18 protein-coding genes are annotated in these 23097 nt (G+C 68.7%); 6 read left to right on the plus strand and 12 right to left on the minus strand.

What is annotated here, in order from left to right; genetic code table 11:
• Positions 1-70 precede the first annotated feature (70 nt).
• Genes AB0P17_RS10950 through AB0P17_RS10975 form a run of 6 tightly spaced genes read right to left on the minus strand, consistent with a single transcriptional unit; the run spans position 71 to position 7090 of the window.
• Entirely contained in the window at positions 71-1000 is a 930-nt protein-coding gene (locus AB0P17_RS10950) for a diiron oxygenase (protein ID WP_365809646.1), read from the minus strand.
• Entirely contained in the window at positions 997-3087 is a 2091-nt protein-coding gene (gene pabB, locus AB0P17_RS10955) for an aminodeoxychorismate synthase component I (protein ID WP_365809695.1), read from the minus strand. Before pabB ends, AB0P17_RS10950 begins: the two co-directional genes overlap by 4 nt.
• Complete coding sequence (locus AB0P17_RS10960; protein WP_365809648.1) at positions 3087-3917, minus strand: arylamine N-acetyltransferase; 831 nt, start codon at positions 3915-3917, stop codon at positions 3087-3089. Before AB0P17_RS10960 ends, pabB begins: the two co-directional genes overlap by 1 nt.
• A 14-nt stretch (positions 3918-3931) precedes the next feature.
• Positions 3932-4828 (minus strand): UbiA family prenyltransferase, encoded by an 897-nt coding sequence (locus AB0P17_RS10965; protein ID WP_365809650.1) that lies wholly within the window; start codon positions 4826-4828, stop codon positions 3932-3934.
• 10 nt (positions 4829-4838) lie between these two features.
• Complete coding sequence (locus tag AB0P17_RS10970; RefSeq protein ID WP_365809651.1) at positions 4839-6011, minus strand: cytochrome P450; 1173 nt, start codon at positions 6009-6011, stop codon at positions 4839-4841.
• Positions 6008-7090, minus strand: a complete 1083-nt coding sequence (locus AB0P17_RS10975; protein ID WP_365809652.1) for a polyprenyl synthetase family protein — start codon at positions 7088-7090, stop codon at positions 6008-6010. The genes AB0P17_RS10970 and AB0P17_RS10975 overlap by 4 nt, the downstream gene beginning before the upstream one ends.
• Before the next feature lie 416 nt (positions 7091-7506).
• Here AB0P17_RS10975 and AB0P17_RS10980 point away from each other — a divergent pair, with 416 nt between their 5' ends.
• Positions 7507-8766 (plus strand): cytochrome P450, encoded by a 1260-nt coding sequence (locus tag AB0P17_RS10980; RefSeq protein ID WP_365809654.1) that lies wholly within the window; start codon positions 7507-7509, stop codon positions 8764-8766.
• Between the two features lie 359 nt (positions 8767-9125).
• Here AB0P17_RS10980 and AB0P17_RS10985 read toward each other — a convergent pair whose 3' ends face one another.
• Both AB0P17_RS10985 and AB0P17_RS10990 read right to left on the minus strand, forming a co-directional pair.
• On the minus strand, positions 9126-9956 hold the full coding sequence (locus AB0P17_RS10985; RefSeq protein WP_365809655.1) for a methyltransferase domain-containing protein: 831 nt from the start codon (positions 9954-9956) through the stop codon (positions 9126-9128).
• Between the two features lie 211 nt (positions 9957-10167).
• Positions 10168-11076, minus strand: a complete 909-nt coding sequence (locus tag AB0P17_RS10990) for a methyltransferase domain-containing protein (RefSeq protein ID WP_365809657.1) — start codon at positions 11074-11076, stop codon at positions 10168-10170.
• Positions 11077-11452: 376 nt separating this feature from the next.
• On the opposite strand from AB0P17_RS10990, the gene AB0P17_RS10995 reads away from it, so the two are divergent.
• Entirely contained in the window at positions 11453-11653 is a 201-nt protein-coding gene (locus AB0P17_RS10995) for a hypothetical protein (protein ID WP_365809659.1), read from the plus strand.
• Positions 11654-11719: 66 nt separating this feature from the next.
• Entirely contained in the window at positions 11720-13543 is a 1824-nt protein-coding gene (locus AB0P17_RS11000) for a 1-deoxy-D-xylulose-5-phosphate synthase (protein WP_365809661.1), read from the plus strand.
• Between the two features lie 105 nt (positions 13544-13648).
• On the opposite strand, the gene AB0P17_RS11005 is transcribed toward AB0P17_RS11000, so the two are convergent.
• A complete protein-coding gene (locus AB0P17_RS11005; RefSeq protein ID WP_365809663.1) occupies positions 13649-13933 on the minus strand; it encodes a LuxR C-terminal-related transcriptional regulator in 285 nt (94 codons plus the stop codon).
• A gap of 314 nt (positions 13934-14247) precedes the next feature.
• Here AB0P17_RS11005 and AB0P17_RS11010 point away from each other — a divergent pair, with 314 nt between their 5' ends.
• Positions 14248-14535 carry a hypothetical protein gene (locus tag AB0P17_RS11010; protein WP_365809664.1) on the plus strand — a complete coding sequence of 96 codons (288 nt, stop codon included), beginning with the start codon at positions 14248-14250 and terminating at the stop codon, positions 14533-14535.
• A gap of 74 nt (positions 14536-14609) precedes the next feature.
• Here the strand turns inward: AB0P17_RS11010 and AB0P17_RS11015 are convergent, their stop codons facing one another.
• Both AB0P17_RS11015 and AB0P17_RS11020 read right to left on the minus strand, forming a co-directional pair.
• The gene (locus AB0P17_RS11015) at positions 14610-15791 is read right to left on the minus strand and encodes an MFS transporter (RefSeq protein ID WP_365809666.1); all 1182 of its coding nucleotides are present in this window, start codon (positions 15789-15791) and stop codon (positions 14610-14612) included.
• 258 nt (positions 15792-16049) lie between these two features.
• Complete coding sequence (locus AB0P17_RS11020; RefSeq protein WP_365809667.1) at positions 16050-16970, minus strand: helix-turn-helix domain-containing protein; 921 nt, start codon at positions 16968-16970, stop codon at positions 16050-16052.
• 957 nt (positions 16971-17927) lie between these two features.
• Here AB0P17_RS11020 and AB0P17_RS11025 point away from each other — a divergent pair.
• Together AB0P17_RS11025 and AB0P17_RS11030 are read left to right on the plus strand one after the other, a co-directional pair.
• Complete coding sequence (locus AB0P17_RS11025; protein ID WP_365809670.1) at positions 17928-20330, plus strand: glycoside hydrolase family 2 TIM barrel-domain containing protein; 2403 nt, start codon at positions 17928-17930, stop codon at positions 20328-20330.
• Between the two features lie 18 nt (positions 20331-20348).
• Entirely contained in the window at positions 20349-21386 is a 1038-nt protein-coding gene (locus AB0P17_RS11030) for a LacI family DNA-binding transcriptional regulator (RefSeq protein ID WP_365809672.1), read from the plus strand.
• A 13-nt stretch (positions 21387-21399) separates the two neighbouring features.
• Here the strand turns inward: AB0P17_RS11030 and AB0P17_RS11035 are convergent, their stop codons facing one another.
• Positions 21400-23007, minus strand: a complete 1608-nt coding sequence (locus AB0P17_RS11035; protein ID WP_365809696.1) for an FAD-dependent oxidoreductase — start codon at positions 23005-23007, stop codon at positions 21400-21402.
• Positions 23008-23097 lie beyond the last annotated feature (90 nt).

The following is a 23097-nucleotide window of genomic DNA, read 5'->3' on the forward strand; positions in this document are numbered from 1 at the left end:
GTGGGTTTCAGCGCCGAACGAGACGCCGGGCGCGGGTCGGGCGCCGACTCGTCACTACGGTGCGGGGCGGTCAGCGCCGGACCATCGCGACGAGGTCGTGGCTGATGCCCAGGTCGTCGAGGAGCAGCTGCAGCGGTCCGGTGTCCCGCGCGGGCGCGGGACGGGACGCGGCCCACGCGCTCAGCCGGCCGGTGTCGATCTCGAAGCCGCCCTGGGCCGCCACGGCCACCCAGGGTTCCAGGTCCGCGGAGCGGAACGCGGTGAGCCCGGTGACGAGCGCTTCGCGGAACATCCGCTGCTGTCCGCCGTCCAGGTTCCGGTAGAGCGAGCCGCACAACTCGCGGAACACCACCGCGTGTCCGCTCTCGTCCCGCCGGTGCAGATCGGTGGTGATCCGGTTCATGGGCTGGATCTCCTGGGCGGTGGAGAGCGCGGAGAGAAACCCGCTGATCGTCGTCTCGGCGGCCAGGGAGAACGCGATGTCGACGATGTCGCGGTCGAACCCGGACAGCCCGGCGCGGACCGCGTCCCGTCCCTGGACGACCGACCAGCCGCCCGGCGCGAACCGCACGTCCTCCAGGCCGCGCCGCCTGCGGGTGACACCGACGGCGTTGTGGCACATCAGGATGTGGTAGTGCTCGTCGATGATCGTCTGGTGCAGCGCGTCGACGGCGACGTCGTCGCGGCGGACGGGGATCCGTTCCCGCAGCATCAACCGGCAGGCCGGCAGGATGATCTCGTCCTCGATGGCCGCGGTCTTGGCGTTGTAGGCGATCCACGAAGCGGACAGGATGCGCTCGCGGGCGTCCCGGTCGAGCCGGTCGGCACCCGGCAGGCCCAGCACCGGGACGAGGTGTTCGGGGAAGTCCGGCAGCGCCGCGTCGAAGTGACCGTCGAGGTCGAGCTCGTCCTTCTTGACGGCCACCCGCTTCCCCCAGCGGAGCGTCAACTGCGCCAGCAAGTCGCGCTCGTACGCGGGCACTTCACGCTCCGCGGTCATCGGGAAACCTCCTTCGCCGGCGCACGCCAGGCGCGGAGCGACGCCGCCGCCTTGAGCAGCATCTCCTCGTACTCCTCCTGCGGGTCGGAGTCGAGGACGATCGCCCCGCCGGCTCCGATGGTCAACCGGTCGCCGACGCGGACCGCGGTGCGGATCACGATGTTCAGGTCCGTGCCACCGGAGAGGCCGAAGTAGCCGAGGGCGCCGGAGTAGACCCCCCGGGCCTCCGTCTCCAAGCGGTCGATGATCTCCATGGTGCGCAGCTTCGGCGCCCCGGTCATCGAACCGCCCGGGAAGCACCGCCGGGCGCAGTCCAGCGCGCTGACCCCGTCATTGAGCCGTCCATGAACGGTGGAGACCAGTTGGTGCACGGTCTCGTAGCTCTCGACGGCCAGGTACGGGTCGACCTCGATGCTGCCCACCTCGCACACCCGGCCCAGGTCGTTGCGCAGCAGGTCGACGATCATCAGGTTCTCGGCCTGGGTCTTGGCGCTGGAGGCGAGGGTGGCGGCCAGTTCGGCGTCGCGCACCGGGTCGGCGTCGCGAGGGGCCGTGCCCTTGATCGGCTTGCTGGTGACCGTGCGGTCCCTCTCGATGCGCAGGAACCGCTCGGGCGAGGAGCTGAAGACCGTGACGTCGTCGAGGCGCAGGAGCGCGGCGTACGGTGCCGGGTTCGCCCGGCGCAGCCTCAGGTAGAAGGACGTGTCGTCGTCATGGAACGGCATGTGCAACGTGTTGGTCAGGCAGATCTCGTAGCTCTCGCCCCGGTTCAGCTCCCGTCGGCACTCGCTGATGTCCGCCAGGTACCGGCTCCGGTCGCGGCCGAGGTACTCCTCGGCACGCGGGGGCGGGCCGGCGGCGGGTTCGCGCGGCGGCTCGGCGGCGGCCGGGTTCAGGCCCGTCAGGAGCGCGGACGTCCGGTCCACCCACTCCTGCGCGTCGTGCCGGGTCCTCTCGTCGTGGACGGCCACCAGGTAGGTCAGTCCCTCCTGGTGGTCGACCGCGATGACGCGATCGGCGAACATCCAGACGGCGTCCGGCGTTTCGGCGGTGTGGCCGGGCGTGGCCCCGCATTCGGCCTTGAGTTCGTAGCCGAAGTAGCCGACGTAGCCTCCGGTCAGGTCGAACGGCAGGTCCGCGTCGGGGACGCGCCGTTCGCGCAGCCGCTGATCGAGGACGTCGAACACACTGCCGGTGACACGGTGGACTCCGTTCGCGTCGCGCACTTCCACCGCCCCGCTGCCGGTGCGGTAGGTCAGGACCTCGCTGAGCGGACCCGACGTGTCGCCGAGGAACGAGAACCGGGACAGGCCCTCCTCCACCCGGCTGCTGTCCAGCCAGAAGCAGTACGGGACGGCGTCGAAGAGCTTGAGGAAAATGGCCTCGGAATCGGCGGCGGTCGACACGGCCGTGCTGATGATCCCCAGTGCCTCGACCGCGCCGGGCGCCTCGTCGGACCGTACGGTGACGGTGTCGGTGGCGGTGGCGGACGGCCGTTGTCCGTGCCGCGTCCGGCGGGTCAGTCCGGCGAAGTTCCGCAGGATCTCACGCCCGTACTGGGACGCGATCGACTCGGGGTGGAACTGCACGCCCCACTGCGGCAGATCGCGGTGGCGCAGCGCCATGATCACGCCGTCGTCCGCCCACGCGGTGGCGACGAGTTCCCCGGGCAGGGGCTCGCGCACGCACAGCGAGTGGTAGCGGACCGCGACGAATTCACGCGGAATGCCGGCGAACAGCGGATCTCCCTCGTGGGAGACCTTGGCGAGGTGCCCGTGTCTCGGTTCGGGCGCGGCGGCCACCGACGCTCCGGCCAGGTGCGCGATCATCTGATGGCCGAAGCAGACGCCCAGCACGGGCAGTGTGGTGCGGCGCAGCAGGTCGCCGAGGAGGCCGACGTCCCGGGGGTTCTGCGGCCGTCCCGGGCCGGGTGAGACCACGATGTTGTCGAAGTTCTCCAGCCGCAGGCTGGAGAGCCTGGGGTCGTCGTTGACCATGACGACCGGCTCCTGGCCGTTGATGTCGGCGATCAACTGGTACAGGTTGAAGGTGTACGAGTCGTAGTTGTCCAGCAGCAGGGTACGCATCATGGACCGTCCAAGATTTTCCCGAGCGCCTGGACGTCGCCCGGTTCCAGGGTGATCCCGAAGATCTCCTCGGGAGCGGAGAGCAGCTCTTCCCGATCGAGTTCCCGGATGGTCGCCGGCTGCGCGGGACGTATTTCCGTGAGGGTGCTGCCGGCGAGGACGTGCCGCACGTCGGGCCGTGTGCGCTGGAGGACCATCCGGTGGTTGAACGGCGAGCGCGGATGGGTGAGGCAGAAGTGGTTGAGGAGCTCGAAGTCCGACGGATAGCGCACGTCCGTGGTGAAGCCGTAGAGCTCCGCCGGTCCCTCCGGCCGCAGGAACCGCAGCACGTGTTCACCGGTCGGCTCCCGCACGAGGTCGAACGGCCAGTCGCCGTCCAGCCGCGCGTTCTCCGCGAGCCGGATCGGCTCGTGCGGCCCGTAGCCACCGAAACTCACGTCGTGGAGCCAGCGTTCACCGTCGAGCTCCACGCACAGGGCCACGTGCAGGGCCGGCCCGAACCTGTTCGCGGTGCGGATCCGTGTCCGGCCGGCGAACGCCGTGAACGTGAACCCGATGCGGTCCAGTACGGCCGCCATCAGCACGACCTGTTCCAGGCACCAGCCGCCGCGGCCCCGCCGTACGATCTTCTCCTGGACGCTCTCCAGGTCCAGCGGCACCGCCGTGCGCCCGAGTACCGCGTCGAGGTTGTCGAAGGCGATCGCGTCGACGTGGGCGGTGCCCAGGCCCCGCAGCGTGGCGAGGTCCGGAGCCACGTCGCCCCGGTGGCCCACGCGGGTCAGGTAGGCGTCCAGGTCGACGCCGCTCCCCTGCCACATCGAATCCGTCACACGGAGCTCATCGTTCATGTGAGCCGCCCGGCGATCACGGCCGCGAGAACGATCCAGCCGAAGTAGGTGTTGGCGACGAAGGCGTCCCAGCACGATTTCGGATCGTCCAGGTCCACCCGTACGAGCAGAGTGGAGAGATAGACCCCGGCGACCGCGACGACAAGGTAGAACGCCCACCCGATCGACGTCTGGGAGCCGGCCCACAGCACGCCGCCGACGCTGAGCGCGATGAAGACCGCCAGCCATGTCTTGGTGGCCTCGCCGAACAGCAGGGCGGATGACTTGACCCCGATGTCCCGGTCGTACTCCTTGTCCTGATGGGAGTAGATCGCGTCGTGGATCAGGGTCCAGAAGGCCCCGCCGGCGTACAGGCCGTACACCGCGAGCGGGTAGTCGACGCTCCCCGTCACCGCCGTCCAGCCGATCAGCACGTAGACGCTCATCACCAGCGCCAGGAACGCCGAGGGCCAGAAGAAGACGCGCTTCATATAGGGGTACGCGACGATCAGCGGGTACGAGGCGGCGACGACCAAGGCCGTCTCCACGTTCGCCACCGCCAGGACCAGCAGCGCGGCCACACCCTGTGCGGCGGCGAACAGGAGCGCGTTCCCGACGCTGATGGCCCCCGACGCGACGGGCCGGGAGACGGTACGGGCGACTCGGGCGTCGACCTCCCTGTCGATCACGTCGTTGACCGCGCAGGCCGCGCCGCGCACCAGTACCGCGGCGACGGCGACCACCACCACCGTCAGCGGGCCGGGTCGTTGCCCGGGGGCGAGGGCGACGGCCCACAGCCCCGGCAGCAGGTAGAGCACGTACCCCGTGGGCCTGTCCAGCCGCATCAGCAGGAGATAGGAACGGACCGTGTCCGGGCTCTTCGTGACGACGCCCGTGGATATCTTGTGCAGCATCAGGATCCAATCACCATGTCACCGGAAGTTGGATCAACCCGCCGATCAGCGTGTTGTGGCGCAGCTCGAGCTCCTCCACACCGACAGCCAGCCGCAGGGTCGGGAAGCGCGCGACGAGCTGGGTGAGCACCACCTGGAGCTGCATACGGGCCAGCATCGCGCCGACGCAGGAGTACGCGCCGTGCCCGAACGCGAGGCTGTCCGTGGTGTCGCGGGTGAGGTCGACCCGGCCCGAGTCGGCGAAGACCGTCTCGTCGTGGTTGGCCGCGATGGTGTTCAGCAGCACGAAGTCGCCGGTCCGGATGGCGGCCCCGTCGATCTCGAAGTCCGTCAGCGCGTAACGGGGCATGCCGCCGTTGTGCGGGTTGGGCATCGACCTCCGCAGGGTCTCGTCGACCGCGCCGGGGATGAGGTCCGGGTCGTGGAGCAGCGCCTGCCACTGCTCGGGGTCGGCCAGCAGCAGCGACACGCAGGTGCCGATCCGGGCCACCGTGGTCTCGTAACCGCCGAACAGCAGCAGCGCCGTCAGCCCGAGGACCTCGTCGTCGGTGACCCCGTCGGTCGCGCAGATCCGGGAGATCGCGTCATCGCCGGGATTCTTCCGTTTGTCGGCGACCAGTTGTCTGCAGTAGCCGAACAACTCGCCCAGTCCCCGCTGGGCCCTGGCCGGGTCCCCGACCCCGGCGGCGTCCTGGGTCCAGCCGCCGAACCGGTCCTTGTCCTCCTGGGGCACGCCCAGCCACTCGCACATCACCTGGATCGGCAGTGACAGCGCCACCGCCTGGCGCAGGTCGACCGGTGGCTGCTGCCCGGCCAGTCCGTCCAGGAGTTGCCCGGTCGCTTTCTCCACGTACGGCCGCAGCGCCCGCATCCGCTCGGGTGAGAAGTGCGGCTCCAGCAGCGTGCGCAACCGGGGGTGGTCGGTGGCCAGGCCGCCCAGCAGGCCGGCGAGCAGGGCCGAGCCGCGGTCCTTCGCCGCGGCCTCCGGATCGGGGTGGGAGCGGCCGAGCCGGTCGTCGTCGAGCAACTGCCTCACCCAGGCGTGGCCGGTGACCAGCCATGCCTCGTCGCCCTCGGCGGTACGCACCCGGTGGACCGCGCCCTGGGACTGGAGCGTGCGCAGCCCGGGCGCGAGTTGCAGCACATTCGTCTGCTCGAAAGGCAATTGAGCTGGGGTACTCACTGACGGCCTCCGCCGGAATCGAGGTTCGGACCACCTTGCTGAAGACGATCACGATGGACGATGCGGTCGAACAACGCGGTCAGTTCGGTGGACGCGGCCGGGGAGAGCTCGGCTCGTGCGAGGTGCTCCAGAGCCGAGTCCAGATGGCCGCGGGAGATCCGCTCGGCCGTGTGCCGGCCGCCGGATTCCTCGACGAGGCCGGCCATCTCCTGGAGGTGCGCCGCCGTGGTGTCGTCGGAGTGCCACAGCCGGCGCAGTCGCCGGCCGGCCGGGGTGTCGGCGGACAGGGCCGCCAGCACCGGAAAAGACGGGTTGCGCCGCAGGATGTCGCTGCGTACGGGCTTGCCGGTCACGGTGGGGTCGCCCCAGATGTCCTCGACGTCGTTGAGGATCTGGAAGGCGAGGCCCAGATGTCTGCCCGCGCCGCGCAGGGCGGCCCGGATGTGCTCCGGGCTGCCCGCCCGCAGTGCGGGTGTCACCAGTGCGCACTCCAGCAGCGCGGAGGTCTTCTCCGTCACGATCCGGTCGTACTCCGCGATGCCGGTGTCCGGCCCCAGCCGTACGGTGAGTTCGCGTGCCTGGCCCGCGAGGACCAGGCCGAGGGCTTCGGCGAACAGGCTGGAGATCTCCGCGCGGCCGGGTCCTTCGTCGTCGACGACCATCCGCAGCGCGAGCGCCTGCAACGCGTCGCCGGCCAGGATGGCCTGACCGGCCCCGAACACCTTCCAGGCGGCCGGGCGGCCGCGACGCAGTTCGTCCGCGTCGATGATGTCGTCGTGGACCAGGGTCGAGTTGTGCAGCAACTCCAGTGCCGCCGCCTGGCACCGCACATCCTCCGGCCGCAGGCCGACTCCATCGGCCGCCGCCACCATGAGGGCGGCGCGGGTCAGTTTGCCGTTCCGCGCGCCGCTGGGGCCACCGTGTTCGTCGACGAAGCCGAGGTGGTACGAGCAGATCCGGGCCAGGGTCGGCTCCAGCGCGGAGACCCGCTGCCGCACGACGGGCAGGACCGCGGACCGCACGGCACTCGGCGACAGGAGCGCCTGACGCCGGGCCGACGAGGTATCGAGTGTGCTCATCAGGATTCTCCTCCGGTCGCACGCCTTCCCGATTCCTGTCCTGCTCGGAACCGCGCACTGGTATTTCGCGAATTGAACCACTGAAAAACATCGCCGCGTCGAACATTTTGCGTCAGCTGTATAGACCAGCTGCATCAACGCGCCATCAGGACCTGGAGTGATGCCCCGGAATTACGTGATCGTTCCGACCGCCATCCTGGAACGAGCCGCACTGCCGTGTCAACGAAGTGGCGTGGGCATCTTCGACTTTAGGAAAAACCCCAAAGAAGACGGTGCGGGACCCGGATTCGACTACCCTGCGGAATGATGGCTGCCGGGCGGCACCGGAGCCGTATTCGAGTCCGGCTATTGAGCCGGCCCCTTACAAACCTCACTGATCGGCGCCGGGAATGGTTCACTGAAGCTTGAGAGGCGAAATGTCTATATCGGCCGATTCCGAGCAACTGCATGAAGGCAGGCCGTTCGACCCGTATGGCGCACATCGCGACGACCCGTACGCGTTCCTGGCCGGCATCGGCGACGCGGAGCCGGTGTTCTACGCCCCGCTGCTCGGCGCGTGGTGCGTCACCCGGCGCGAGGACATGGTCGCCGTGCTGCGGGACGACCGAAGCTTCTCGGCGCGCGACCACAACCCCCGCCCCGCGGTCGCGCTCCCTGAGGACGTGAGCCGGATGTTCCGCACCTGGCGCGGCGTCGATGCCGTGGCCGTCGGCTCGCTCGACCCTCCCGAGCACGCCAGGGTCAGGGAGGTGCTCAACGCCGGGTTCACGCCGGCCAGGGTCAGGGCCTTCGAACCCACGATCCGCGCGATCGCCACCGACCACGCCGAACGCGCCGCGGCCGCGGAGGAGTTCGACTTCATCTCGGGGTTCGCCGTTCCGTACGCCCTGGAGGTGATCTGCCGGCGTCTCGGGATCCCGGACGATTATCTCGACCGCTGCCGCACCTGGTCCGAGCAGCGCATCGAACTCATGATGCTGCGGAGCGACACCGATCCCGAACTACTGCGTGAACACGCCCGCGGGTTGATGGAGTTCGGGGCCTTCGCCCGTTCGCTCGTCCGGGAGCGGCTCGCCTCGCCGCGGGACGACCTGATCAGCGAGCTGCTCCACGAGGGCAGGGCGGGCCACACGCTCAGCGCCGACGAGGTCTCCGTCCAGGTCCCCACCCTGATCTTCGCGGGGCACATGACCTGCGCGGAGGCGCTGGGCACGATCTTCTTCCAGCAGCTCCGGTCACCCGGCGGCTGGGCCGAGGTGGTCGACGGAACGGTCGGCACCCGGGAACTGGTCGAGGAGGGGCTGCGATTCGACAGTCCACTGGCGGGCATGTACCGGACCGCGCTCCGTGACGTCGTGGTCGGCGATGTCCCCCTGGCCGCGGGGAGCCGACTGCTGCTGCTGTACGGGGCGGCCGGCCGGGACAGCCGCGCCCACGCGTGTCCGGCCGCGTTCAGTCCGGGCAGTGGGTCCGCCACGCATCTCGCGTTCGGGCACGGCATCCACTTCTGCCTCGGCGCCGGATTCGCCCGCGCGGAACTGGAGGTCGCGATCCAGGCCGTCGCCGCCACGATGCCGGGGCTGCGGCTGGCACCGGGGCTCCCGCCGCGTCACCGGCCGGTCTTCCCGCTCCGGGCGTTGACCGAATTGCGGGTGCGGCATCGGGATGCCGACTAGGGTCTTTCGTTTGGATCAGGCTGGATCAGGGAGCGCCCGCCGCGTCAGCGGCTGGTGTCGCCGTTGGTGCCGCGGATCGCAAGGCGGAGGAGGGAGGCGACGCGTGAGCGTCGGCTCCCCCGTATCCGCCGTCAACGCCGCGAGGCGCGGCCCGCCGCGGTAGCGGCTGATGTCGCTGCGGGCACGCGAGCCCAGCATGATCCAGACGAGAGGCCCTGGCCTCGACGTACTGTGACGGCCCGCCAGTCGAACTGGCGGGCCGTTTCCGCTTGTCCGGGCGGGCGATGGGCCTACGAGTGACGGGTCCGCCGGCCGCCCGTGGCGGCCGGCGGACCCATCGTCGAGAACGGCTGACGCGGTCAGGCGCGGACCGCGGTCAAGTAGACGTAGCCGCTCTCCGGGGTGGCCGCGGAGAGCCGCATGAAGTCGATGAGCGATGTGGCCTGTTCCTCGCCGACCAGGGCGGTCAGCTTGTCCCGGACGGTCTCCACGGCGTCGGCCATGAGGTCGAGGGTACGGCCGACGTTGTCGCTGATGTCGCGAATCTCCACGTCGACGAAGCCGTTGGCGGCCAGCGCCGTACGGTACTCGTCGATCGTGCCGAGGGAGCGCACCGCGTAGTTCGCGCAGATGTGGTCCAGGACCGCGCGTCCCTCCGGGCTGACCGGGCCGCGTTCGATGACATCGGCGACGGCGAGGCGACCGCCGGGGCGCAGGACGCGGGCGGCCTCGGCGAGCACCTGGCCGCGGTCGGGCATGTGCCACATGGACTCGAACGCCCAGGCCGCGTCGAACGAGCCGTCGGGGAAGGACATGTTCATCGCGTCCGTGAACTGGAACGTGGCCCGGTCGGCGAGTCCGGCCTCGGCGGTGAGTTCATTGGCCTTCGCCACCTGGACATGGCTGACGGAGATACCCACCACGTTCACGTCACAGGCGCGGACGAGCCGCAGCGCGGGATGGCCGATGCCGCAGCCGATGTCCAGGACGCGCTGGCCGGGCCGGGCGGCGATGCCCGAGATCATCATGTCGGTCAGGCGGTCGGTGGCTTCCTCGACGGAGCTGTCGTCGGCGTCGTTCTCCCAGTATCCGTAGTGCTTGTTGGGGCCCCACGCGGAACCGTAGATCTGGCCGATCCCGTCGTACATGGTGGCGACATCGCTGGGAGCGGGAAACTGCTCGACCGTCATGAGGAACTCCGTATCGTCGTGAAGGTGGCGGGAAGTCGGCGGCGGTTCTGCCGTACCGCCGGTGAGCACATCGAAAGGCGGGCGGAAACCCGCTTGCGCCCGGCCGGGCGATCCCGGCCGGGCGCCTGCGTGATCTACTGACCACCGCGGACGGCCGCATGGTCCGTCAGGTGGCGCGTGGATTCCGGGAATCCGCCCGTGCGTTCTCCGCTCACTTCAGTTCGAAGCGCAGGAAACCCAGCCGGAGGCCCCCCGCCCCCCATTCGGCGCCGAGTGCCTGGTTCGCCAGCAGCGATATCCTCAACTGCCTGCGCTCGACCGCCGAAAGGCTGCTGTCGCTCTCCAGTACCGCCTTCGTCCAGGCGGCACTCTCCTCCCAGAACGGCAGGGTTTCCGACGTGGCGTCGACATCGTCGACCAGCTCGAAACCGGCGGCCTGCGCGGCTTCCGCGTAGTCGCGTACCGTGGCCGGCTTCGTGTAGAAGTACTCGGCCCATACATCGGCCCCGTGCGGGCGGGTGATGAAGACTTCCTCGACGCAGACACTCGCACCGGGGCGGAGCGCGTGCGACAGCCGCTCGAACCACTGGGGCCGGTTGAAATATCCGCTGCTCTCGATGGCCACCGCCGCGTCGTAGGGGCCGTCGTCCAAGGAGAGATGGTTGGCGTCACTGACCACGGTGCGGACCCTCTCGCCCACGCCGGCCTCCCGCGCGAACCCTTCTACGATCGGCGCGTGTTCCGGCGCGTTGGTGACCGACGTGACGTCGGCGCCGTACTCCTGCGCCCAGAAGAGCGAGCCCCCGCCGAGGCCGCACCCGACATCCAGGATCCGCCCCGACAGCCGGTGTTCCGCGCCCCAGATCTTGGCCGCGTACCGCAGCAGACCCTCTTGGTGGGTCCGTATGCTGCGCCGAATGTCGTCCGCCGTCGCATCCTCGATATTCAGCGGCGTTTTGGAGGAGGGGTAGTGACCTACGTGGTAGTGAATCCTGGGTCCGGGCCCGTATTTGCGAACAAGCCTCGTCGTTTTGTCGTCGTAGTACTGGCCGACTATTCTTACCTCGTCCTGAGGCTCCAGCACTGTCCGAGAACTTGCGAGTTCATCCAGATTTGACACAGTCACTCCTCCAGAGCTCGGATGCCGGCAACGCGGTTCGACAAGCTTAAATTGAGTGGCAGCTATTGGATGCCATCCTGGGGGGACACCTCTGACCCTGTCAACGAAACGGCGTGGGCATCTTCCGCTTTAGGAAAAACCCCAAAGAAGACGGGGCCAGGGCCCGGATCGGGCTAGCCTGCGGAATGATGACTGCCGGGCGGCACCGGGACCGTATTCGAGTCCTGCAATTAAGCCGGCCCCCAACAGCAGCCCCCAACAGCAGACAAGACTTCCCGAGAAGGACTCGGTTTCTGCCGACCGGCGTGGATGCCCTGTTCGGCAACGCGGAGCCAGGCGTTCCCGCACGGACGTCATGGCACGGAACGGAGTGGGAATGAGTGGCGGTAAGCAGGTCCTGCTGGCCGAGCCGCGCAGTTTGTGTGCCGGCGTGCGCCGCGCGGTGTGTGTCTTCTCCGCGCACGGGGTCTCCCCGCAGGTACGGGGGAACGCGGACACGTCCGTAACGCCGGTGGCGACCGAGGACATCGTGTTCTCCCCGCCCTCGCGGCTGACCGGAGCGGCGGACGTGCCGTGACCGCCCGGACCGACCGAGAGGGCGGCCCCGGCCGCCCACCACACCCGGTGAGGAGCACTGTTCGAGATGACGCTGCTGAAATCCGTGGGCGACCCGGCGCGGCTTCGTGAACTGACCGCCGGGGAGCTCCGCGACCTCGCCGGCGAGATCCGCGCGTTCCTGATCGAGCGGGTCTCCGCGACCGGGGGACACCTCGGGCCCAACCTGGGTGTGGTCGAGCTGACCATCGCGTTGCACACGGTGTTCGAGTCCCCGCGGGACCGGTTGCTGTGGGACACCGGGCACCAGTCCTACGTGCACAAGATCCTCACGGGCCGCCAGGCCGGGTTCGACCGGCTGCGCAAGACGGGCGGGGTCTCCGGCTACCCGAGCCGGGAGGAGTCCGAGCACGACCTGGTGGAGAACTCGCACGCGTCCACCGCACTGTCCTATGCGGACGGGCTGGCCAGGGCGGACGCCCACCTCGGCCGGCGCGGCCGGGCGACCGTCGCGGTCATCGGCGACGGCGCGATGACCGGCGGCATGGCCTGGGAGGCGCTCAACAACATCGCGGGCGGGCCGGAGCGCCCGCTCGTCATCGTGCTCAACGACAACCAACGCTCCTACGCGCCGACCGTCGGCGGGCTGGCCGAGCACCTGGCCGACCTGCGCGCCGGGCGCGGTCCTGGCGTGTTCGAACAACTCGGGCTCGGTTACGTCGGCCCCGTCGACGGTCACGACCTCTCCGCCGTCCAGGACTCCCTGCGCCACGCGGTCGCGCTGGGCGGGCCCGTGGTGGTGCATGTGATCACCGCCAAGGGCAAGGGGTACCGGCACACCGAGACCAACGACCTCGACCTCGGCCACGCCGTCAAACCGATGGACCCGCACACCGGGCGGGCACTGAAGGCGTCGCCCCCGTCGTTCACGTCGGTGTTCGGCGAGAAGCTGGTCGAACTGGCCGAGCAGCGTGACGACCTCGTGGCGATCACGGCGGCGATGGCGGAGCCGACCGGGCTCCTGCCGCTCCAGCGCAGGTTCCCGCACCGGGTGATCGACGTCGGTATCGCCGAGCAGCACGCGGTCACGATGGCCGCCGGGTTGTCCGTGGGCGGCGTGCACCCGGTGGTGGCCATCTACTCCACGTTCGTCAGCCGCGCGCTCGACCAACTGCTCATGGACGTCGCGCTGCACCGCCGCCCGGTGACGTTCGTCCTCGACCGGTCCGGGGTGACCGGCGACGACGGGCCGAGCCACAACGGCATGTGGGACCTCTCGGTGCTGCAGGTGGTGCCGGGGCTGCGGATCGCGGCGCCGCGGGACGGCACCCGGCTGGCCGAACTGCTGGCCGAGGCGGTGGCGTGGCGCGAAAGTCCGACACTGCTGCGGTTCCCCAAAGGCCCCGCCGGTGAGGACCTGCCCGCCACCGCCACGTTCAACGGGATTGACGTGCTGCGCCGTTCCGGCCGGCTGGACGTGCTGATCATCGCGGTAGGTGCGCTGGCCGGGCTCGCGATCACCGTCGCCGACGGTGCCCGGGCACAGGGCATCGGGGTGACGGTGGTGGACCCGAGGTGGGTCACCCCGGTCAACCCCGCACTGGCAGACCTGGCCCGCCGCCACCGGCTCGCGCTCACCGTCGAGGACAACAGCCGCGCGGGTGGCGTCGGTTCCGCGACAGCGCAGGCGCTGCGGGACGCCGACGTGCACACCCCGCTGCGCGAGTTCGGCATCCCGAGGCGGTTCCTCAGCCACGGTTCCAGGGCCGAGGTACTCGCCGCCTGCGGGCTGACCGCGCAGAACATCACCAGGGTCATGGTGGAGCTGCTGACCGGCCTCGACGCCGCACCGGCGTCGACGGGCATCGACGACCCGGGCACCTGGCCGGTTCACTCAGGAGAGGAACATTGACGACCATCGATCAAGCAGCGAGACAAAGTAAACGCCCGGGAAACATGACACGAAATACAGTTGCCGCATGAACGCACGGATGACGATCTCGCGAACCGCCAAGCGTTAATCCACCGTGTCGGAAGCGATGCGCGGGGGCCACGAATCCGTTCGCAGAATCTGGAGGACGAACGCTCTTGAAACCAACGAGACACGATTCGGCGTCTGCAGCTTGTCGGACATGACGCGGACGTGATAGTCGATGGTCTTCGAGCTGAGGTGCAACTCTCTCGAAAGCCGCCCGCTGGAGAAGCCGGCCGCGACACCCTCCAGGATCCTGGCCTGGACCGAGCTGAGAACCCAGCCATCGACCGGCCGGGACACTTCGCAGCGGTTCTGATCATTAACCATGGCACCCATCCATTCCGTACAGCCGACTGGGCCAGGACCGCAAACGGAGAAATGCAGAGCAAGAAGTACTGGAACCAGATCCTAGGTGGACCACCCACTCCTGTCACTGTTGCGCCGTCGCAACCCGCCAGTTTCCGTCCGCCTCGGAACTCCCTCCCAAATTTGCGGAACCCCGGCCTTGTTCGTATTGACGTGTGCCGGGGAATGGCATTGGCCGACGAGCTACGACATGAAGATCATCAGTTCCCGCGCATCCAACCCCGGCGAGGAGACTCAGCCTTGTGCCCGCAGTGGAGCAGCTTCGAGGAACGGCCGTGACGGACTTCGCGCGCGGTACCAGGACCGCGGCGCCGGCAGAACCGGACACCCTGATCCGGACCCTGTACGAGGACCTGAGCAGACTGCCGGCCAGCGCACAACTGGACGCGATGCTGTGTCTGCTGGAGGCGGCCAGGCTGATTCTGCCCACGCTCACCCGGGAGCGTGGCGAACTCGCCGGCGAGGACCTCGACGACATCCGGGCAGCCATGCGCGCCGCGTCGCTCTCGGTGCGCAGCTACCTGTGGCGGACCGGTGACACCGATCCGCCGGACCGGAAGTGAGATGCCTGAGCCGCCACACGAAGTGGCGGCTCAGCTGTCGAAACGCTTCTCTGACGAGGCGCCAGTGCCGGCTGTCAGCTGCGTACCGCTGAAGCCGAGGCTGAGGCCTGCGGCTGGGGCGCGGCGCGCAGGTCGGGCAGGAACGTCATGGCGATCGCCGCGCACGCCATGAAGCCCGCGCACACCAGCAGACCGGCACCGAACCCCACGTTGACAGCCAGCACCCCCAGCGTGAGCGGAGCGAACGCGGACACACCACGCCCGACGTTGTAAGCGAATCCGGCGCCGGTCATCCGCACCCTGGTCGGGAACAACTCACCCATGTACACCCCGAAGACGCCCGCGTAAGCGGCGAAGAAGGCGAACATCGGACCCAGCCACAGCAACGTCGTGCGGTCGGCGGCGACCACGTACAGGGGCAAGGTCAGTGCCACACCGGCCAGTGACAGCACCAGTGCGTACTTGTGGCCGATCCGGTCGCTGATCAGCCCGAAGACGTTGTAGCCGACGAACATCCCGAGATTGAGCACCGTCATGAACACCGCGACGGTCGCGGCCGGGATGCCCTTGTCCGCCTGCAGGTACGTCGGCAGCCACGTGGACGCGCCCCACGCCCCGAACATCGCGAGCGATGCCACGGTCGCACCGAGCACCGTGTTCCTGCGCAGTTCCGGAGCGAAGATCTCCGTCACCTTCACCGGCGTGGTCTTCTGCTCGACCCACTCGGCCGACTCGCGGAAGAACAGTCCGACGACGACCAGCGGGATCACCACGCCCACCCCGCCGATGAAGAACGCCAGGCGCCAGTCCGGCAGCAACGCACCCGACAGCGCCGCGGCGACCACCCCGCCGATCGAGAACGAGCTGAGCACGAACGCGACCGCACGTCCCCGTTGCGCGGCCGGCCACGTCTCGACCACGTAGGTCGACACCGCTCCCCAGACCCCTCCGAGTCCCAGACCCGCCACGAAACGCAGCACCAGGAACATCGTGAAACTGTCCACCACCAAGATCGCCGCAGTGAACACGCCGAACACGGCGAGCGACACCATCAACGCCCGTTTACGGCCGTAGTTGTCGGCGAGCCAGCCGACCGTCAGGCTGCTCACCCCGATACCGAGCAACGTCGCCGTGGCGAGCAGGCCGCCCTGTGTCGTCGTGAGTCCCAGATCGGCGCGGATCTCAGGCAACGTGAACGACAGCAGCAAGATTTCCAGCGCGTCAAACATGTAGGCCACGAACGAGCCGATGAGCACAACCCATCTGTTAGATCCACTCAACCGAACCAGTCCATTCAGTTCTCAAGTTTCTCCGCTCGGGAGAACGAATGCTAGGCGCCCGCGCGGGGTTCATCGTGCCTCAGCTCCGATTTTCCGCAATTCGCGGAGAAGCACCCGAGAACTCATGGAAATCTGCCACCGGTCGCACCGGAATCCCCGACCGAGCGGTAGTGCTGCCGGGGCGGACCTGTCCACAGTGTGCGCGATCGGGTACGGGACCGCCGCGGGGCCCTGTTACCTCTGCAGGGCCTCGGCGATCATCGCCGCCGTCAGCATCTGCGCGCCCCTGCCACTGGTCGGGTCGCAGCCGGTGACGTCCTCGATGCGCCTCAAGCGGTAGTCCAGCGTGCTGCGGTGGATGAACAGGCTGCGCGCCGCCTTGTTCTTGCTGTAGTCGGAGTCGACAAAGGCGGTCAGCGTCTCCCACAGGACCTTGTGCGCCCGAAGCGGCCTGATCACCGCGGCCAGGTCGGTCCGCACCTTCTCGTGCAGCGTGACCGCGTACTCGACCAACACGTCCGAGATCGTGTAGGCGCCGCTCGGGCGCAGTCCCGCCACCACCAGCCTCAGCACGTAGGACGCCTCGTCGAACCCGTCGACGAGGCATGCTCTGTCCCGTTCCGCGGTCGCGAGCCAGCCCTTGCCGCCAAGACACTGGGTCAGCCTCGTCACCGAGCGTTCGCCGCTGCCCGGACCGGCTGCCGGGATGAACAGAACGACGTTGCCGTCCCGGTGCGTCAGCAGCGTGCCCTCTCCCGCCACCGCGCGTAACGCGTCCACCTCGCGGCCGGGCTCCGCAAGCCGCACCACGGCGATCAGGTAGCGAGGAGGAAGCCCTTCGAGCACCTCCGGGGGCACCGGATGACCGTCGGCGAGATCGCCTGCCAGATCACGCGAGACATCCGCGGTGGTTTTCTGCTGATATCCGTCGAGGAAGTCCTGGAGCAGGCTCCCGCCGGCCCGCACGATGGCGGCCAGCCTCGGGTCGCCGGCCGCCGCCTTGGTCAGCAATTCGACCAGCTCGTCCGGCTCGTTACCGGTCCACTCCTGGCCTGCGGCCCGCACCTTCGCCCTGAAGTCGGCGACCCTGTCGTCCTCCGGCGTCGAGGGGAGCGCCTCGACCGGAGATATCGACGTGCCTATCATTTCGATCATTTCTCACCTCATCTTCCCGAATGGTGCGGTTACCCCATAAGCCCGCACCTGACGCTTTCTGTAGATGCTGCTCAGACAGTTCCTGACGGTCTTTTCGGTCAGGCGTATATTGAGGGCCACTTCGCGGGCCACCGAGCAGGAGGCGAACAGCGCCGTAATCTGTTTTGTCGGTGCGACAGCCGGGCAGTACTCTCAGCGACGATCACGGGGTGGGACAACGGCCCCCACCTGCCGCGCACAGCAACATCTCATCGCGGGACAGGGCCACGCCATGTCCATCTCGCGGGTTCGCGCATCAGCCGCGCTTCCGGCCAGGAAAGGCAAATCGATCCGGCACCGCGAGAACCAACCGAAGCCATTGACATTAACGCCGGAGAAAAGTCTCCCGCCGGAGCGGTGTGGGGTTTCGGCACGGCGCTCTCCGTCCATGTCCACGAGGGCACATCGGAGCCTGTGGCGAGCCACTCCGACCCTCAAGACCCTAACACGGCCACTTGAATCTCGTAATGCGTTACCCGCGGTTGCGTTCCTTTATGCCTTATATCCGCTTCTTTTCCTTGGAATTTCCCTGCCCCTTGAGCATGTCAGGCATATCCCAATTACTTGAGCGAGGAGTACGCCGCCTGCCGACGATGTCGTCGTTGTGGTGGTCGAGCGGGATCGACTCATGGCACCCGGCTTGATCAAGTTCCGTAGTTGTCCGGGGTGTTGGCGATGTCCAGGATGGTGTGTGCTCGTTCGGGTTCATCGCGGATCGCCCGGGTCCGTATCCGCTCCAGGTGCCGGAGCAACCCACGGGATGGCGCATACCCGCGGACAACCGCTGCCCCGGCAGAACTTAAGCGCTTAGGTTACGCTGGAACCCGCTCGACTCGGCGAGGAGGAGTCCGCATGCGCACGACGTTGGACCTGGCAGGACGTTGGACATGGACAGTCGTTGCTGACGGCCGGACTTCGGTGCCAGAAGCGGCCATCCCGCTCATCGGCCAGGCCATCGATGCGCAGGTTCCGGGAGCGATCCACCTCGACCTGCTGGCAGCGGACCTCATCCCCGACCCCTTCGTCGACCAGAACGAGGACGAGGTCTCGTGGGTGTCGAGATGCGACTGGGGACTCAGCCGCACGTTCGCCGCCGCCGTCGGCGCAGAGCGGATCGACCTCGTCCTCGACGGTGTCGACACCGTCGCATCCGTCGCAGTCAACGGGCGGACGGTCGGAAGCACCCGGAACATGCATCGTTCCTCCCGGTTCGACATCACGGCGGTCGCGGCCGAGACGAATGCCGTCGATGTCCGATTCACGTCCGCGTACACGGAGGCGGAGCAGTGGGAGCGCGCGCTCGGAGCCCGGCCCAGCGCCTACCCGCAGCCCTTCGCGTTCATCCGGAAGATGGCGAGCAGCTTCGGCTGGGACTGGGGACCGACCCTCCCGGGTTGCGGACTGTGGCGCGACGTGAAGGTGGAGACGTGGAGCACGGCGCGGATCGCCGCGGTCCGTCCTCTGGTCGGCTTGTTCGAGGACACCGGCATCCTCACCGCCCACATCGACCTCGAGCGAACCGGCTCGGGGGCAACACTCCCGTTCCATCTGGAGGTCGAGATCGCCGGGCAGGCTGTCCACGCCGAGGTCCAGCCGGGCGAGGACTCCGCGACCGTCGTCGTCGCCGTTCCCGACGTGCGACGGTGGTACCCGCGAGGACTCGGCGAACCACACCTGTATCCGGTCGGTGTCGCGCTCTGGTCCGGGAAGGAGCAGCTCGACGAGTACCGCACACGGGTCGGCTTCCGAACTGTCGCCATCGACCGGGCGCCCGATGCTCACGGCACCCCGTTCGTCGTCACGGTGAACGAGCGCCCCCTGTTCGTCAAGGGCGTGAACTGGATCCCCGAGAGCGTCTTCCCCGGGGCGGTCACCGCCGACCGCGTCCGGACCCGTCTGGAACAGGCCGCTGAGGCGAACGTGAACCTCGTCCGCGTATGGGGCGGAGGGGTCTACGAGAGCGACGCGTTCTACAGGGCGTGCGACGAGCTCGGCCTGCTCGTGTGGCAGGACTTCCTCTTCGCGTGCGCCGCCTACCCCGAGGAGGAGCCGATCCGCTCCGAGGTGCTCGCGGAGGCCCGCGAGAACATCGTGCGTCTCAGTTCCCATCCCAGCCTTGCCATCTGGAACGGGAACAACGAGAACCTCTGGATGCGCCTCGACAAGGACTGGGCGACGCAGCCAGGAGGTGAGCTCACCTGGGGCGAGCGGTACTACCTCGAGTGGCTCCCGGACCTCGTTCGCGAGCTCGACCCCACCCGTCCTTACACGGAGGGGAGCCCCTGGTCGGGCAGTTGGGCGCACGACCCGAACGACACCGACCACCAGACGTTCCATTCCTGGGACGCCTGGAACGAGCACGACTACGCGGTCTACCGGAACAGCTCTCCGCGCTTCGTGTCCGAGTTCGGTTGGCAGGGCGCAGCGGCTTGGCGGACGCTCCGAGATGCGATCACCGACCGTGAGCTGCGCATCGACGCCGAGAACGTGCGCCACCATCAGAAGGCCATCGACGGACACGCGAAGCTCGCGCGCAACCTCGCCCGGCACCTCCCGCCGACGGAGGACTTCGACCGGTGGCACCTGCAGACGCAGTGGATGCAGGTCGAGGCGGTCCGCACCGGCGTGCTGCACTGGCGCGCGAGCTGGCCGCGGACCACGGGCACCATCGTGTGGCAGCTCAACGACCTCTGGCCTGTCACGTCGTGGTCGGCGATCGACAGCGCCGGCCGCCGCAAGCCGCTCTACTTCGCCCTGCGCGACATCTACGCGTCGCGGGTCGTGACCATCGAGCCGTGTGACGGCGCACTGGAGCTCTGCGTCATCAACGACGACGACAAGGCGTGGGACACGATGGCGCACCTCGCTCGGCGGCGCCTCGACGGCGTGCCCGTCGCGGAGCGATCGCACTCGCTCTCGGTTCCTCCGCGTTCGGTGACCCGCGTCCCGCTGCCGTCGGCTGTCGCCGAGTCGCCGGATCCGGGCTCCGAGTTCATCATCGCGACGGTCGACGGCGAGCGGGCCGTCTGGCACTTCGCTTCGCCGAGGGACGCACGGCTCAACGGAACGCCGCTGGAGGTCACGGTCACCGCCGCCACCGGCGGGCTGGACATCGGTGTCCGCTCGCATCACCTCGCGCGCGACGTGCTCGTCCAGCCGGACCGGATCCATCCCGAGGCGACGGTCGACCGTGGCTTCACCACCGTGCTGCCCGGGGAGACGGAGATCTTCCGTGTCCGCGCGCCGGAGCCACTCGACGCCGCCTCGCCACAGGCGGCGTTCGTCGTGGCCTCGCTGAGGGATATCATCGGTTCCGGCTGACGGGAGCTGGCATCGGTGATGACGAGCGCTCCACAGACCCGGCGGGTCACCATCGCAGACGTCGCGCGGGAGGCGCAGACGTCGACCGCGAGCGTCTCCTATGCTCTGAACGGCCGGCCCGGTGTGTCGTCGGCCACGCGCGAACGGGTTCTCGAGGTGGCGGCCCGGCTCGGCTGGTCGCCGGCGAGCGCCGCCCGCACGCTGGCGGGCGCGGGCGCGGACACGATCGGCCTGGTGCTCGCCAAGGACCCTCGTGATCTCTCCGTCGAGCCGTTCTACATGCAGTTCATCGCCGGTGTGGAGGCGACGCTCGCGTCTCGCTCGATGGGACTCCTGCTCGAGGTCGTGCCCGACGCGGGCGCCGAGGCAGATGCGATCCGGCGATGGCACATGTCGCGTCGTGTCGACGGCGTCCTGCTCACCGATCTCATCCCGGATGACCCCCGGATCTCCGTCGTGTCGGAGGGTGGCATCCCCGCGGTCGTCGTCGGCGACCCGAGCGTCGCGGCCGGACTGACGACGGTGTGGACGAACGACGCCGAGGCGATGCGGCAGGCGGTCGAGCATCTCGCGGCCCTCGGCCATCGACGCGTCACCCGTGTCGCGGCCCCCCGCCGCTATGCGTACACGGCCATCCGCGACGACGCGTTCGAGCACGCCGCCCGCGCCGCGGGCCTCGAACACGACATCGTGCGCACCGACCTCTCGCAGGAGTCCGGTGCGGCAGCCGCGCGCACCGTACTGTCGTCGCCCCGGGCGCCGACGGGTCTGTTGTTCGACAACGACGTCATGGCGGTCGTAGCGCTGACCACCGCACACGAACTGGGTCTCTCGGTCCCCGGCGACGTCTCCATCATCGCGTGGGACGACTCGCTGCTCTGCCGCCTCGTGACGCCGGGGCTGACCGCGCTCGGCCACGATGTCGTCGCCCTCGGCGCCCATGCCGCGCGCCGGCTTCTCGACGTCATCGACGGTGCGGACCCGTCCACTCATCAGGACGCGACCCCAACGTTGCAGTTCAGAGCCTCGACCGGTCGTGCGCCGGTCGAGATCTGACCTTCGCGGCGGTCTACCAGCGGAGCGCGGGATCCCACCGCAGCTGCACGCCTCCGCGTTCGAGGTCGAGCTGGAAGTCGCCGAGCCGGTGCGCGTCGGAGCGCACCGCGGACGGCTCGAGGCCGTGGTCGAGGCAGTATGAGGCGAGGGCTCCCACGGCCTCGCCGATGGACCACTCGACGGGCTGCAGCCGGTAGCTGCCGTTCGAGATGTGTGTGGTGCCGATGTTCTTCGCGGCGGGGAGAAGGTTCCGTACGCGCCGGGGCAGGAGAGCGCCGAGCGGGATCTCGAACGGCTCGGGCAGGCCGCCGCCGCCCGCGCTGCCACCGGTCGTGGCGTGCCGGTCGATCCAGTAGTAGTGACCGACGCCCACGGTGTCCGGGTAGCGCTCGGCGCCCCGGCCGTCACGGAAGTCCCGGTCGAAGTCCTGTTCGAGGATCGTCCGCTCCGCTCGGATGCGGCGTGACTCCCGGAAGTACGGCATCATGGCGAAACCGTCCGACGTCCCCGTGACGCGCGGCGCGAGGCGGAGTCCGGGCCAGCCGACGCCGCCGTCCGGTCGCGGAGCCTCCGTCTGCAGCCAGTAGAGCAGCGACCGGCTCAGCGCCTTCGATCGATCCCAGTGGACCGCCGCGTCATCGCTGCCGAACACCGTACCGCCGGCGTAGTCGTTCATCGGCCAGTTCACGATGACGATGTCACTCTCGTACGCACCGTCCTCGAACTGGCGCCGCGCCGCGACGCGGCGGTAGTTCCACAGCTCGGGGGCTTCGCCCATGTTGCGGTGGTCCACGTCGATGGCGAACGGGTCGTCGTCGTCGTTCACGCGCAGCGTGTACTCCCTGGAGATCGACCCGTCGTGGGCGGCACGGCGGAACCCGAGTATCTTCTCGCCGTCGAGCTGCGGCGGTCGCCACTCGCGGAAGAAGCCGTAGTCATCGGGGCGGTCGATGGTGTGGTCCTGGCCGGCGAGGTGCTCGACCGCGAAGCACCAGGTGACGCTCTGCATGTCGAGGGGATCGCCGGTCTCCGGTGCGCCGGGCTCACCGGTCTCACCGCGGGACTCGCGGCCGGTGACGAACTCGACTCCACCGAGTTCCAGGAGGTCGCCGAGCTCGGTCGCGTCCAGCACGAACGGCGCGGACAGGTCGTGCACCTCTCCCGCGCGGTCGCGCACCGTCACCGCGGTGACGCGGTCGCCGTCGGTGTGGACGGCGACGGGCGACGTCTCCAGCATGAGCGTGAGCCGTCCGGACGCCTCGTACGGGCGCAGCATGCTGTGGATCACCGCGAGGATGACCTTCGGCTCGACGCTGAGCGGACTGACCCACGCCGCGCCGGGGTTGAGGTGCTGGTCGTTTCTCGCGGCCGCGGTGAGCGGATAGTAAGTCCGGTAGTGCTCGCGTACGAGCTCGCGGAACTGGGCGTAGCTGCGGTTGCGGCCGGTTGTCTCGATGCGTCGGTGCTCGTCGCTGGGCACCAGTTGAGCCGTCAGCTGTCCGCCCAGCCACGGTGTCTGCTCGGTCATGATCACCGATCTGCCGCGGCGCAGAGCCGCGAGAGCGGCGGAGACGCCGCCGACGCCACCACCGACGATGAGAAGGTCGGCTTGCTGTCGTATCACGGGAGAACACCTTTCTTTCCCGAGAACTTTCGGTAAGTTTCCCGATCATACTTAAGTTAAATCTCTCAAGGCGAGGTCGTTCGCCGT

This window comes from Streptomyces sp. NPDC088124, from assembly GCF_040685895.1.
Taxonomy (GTDB): domain Bacteria; phylum Actinomycetota; class Actinomycetes; order Streptomycetales; family Streptomycetaceae; genus Streptomyces.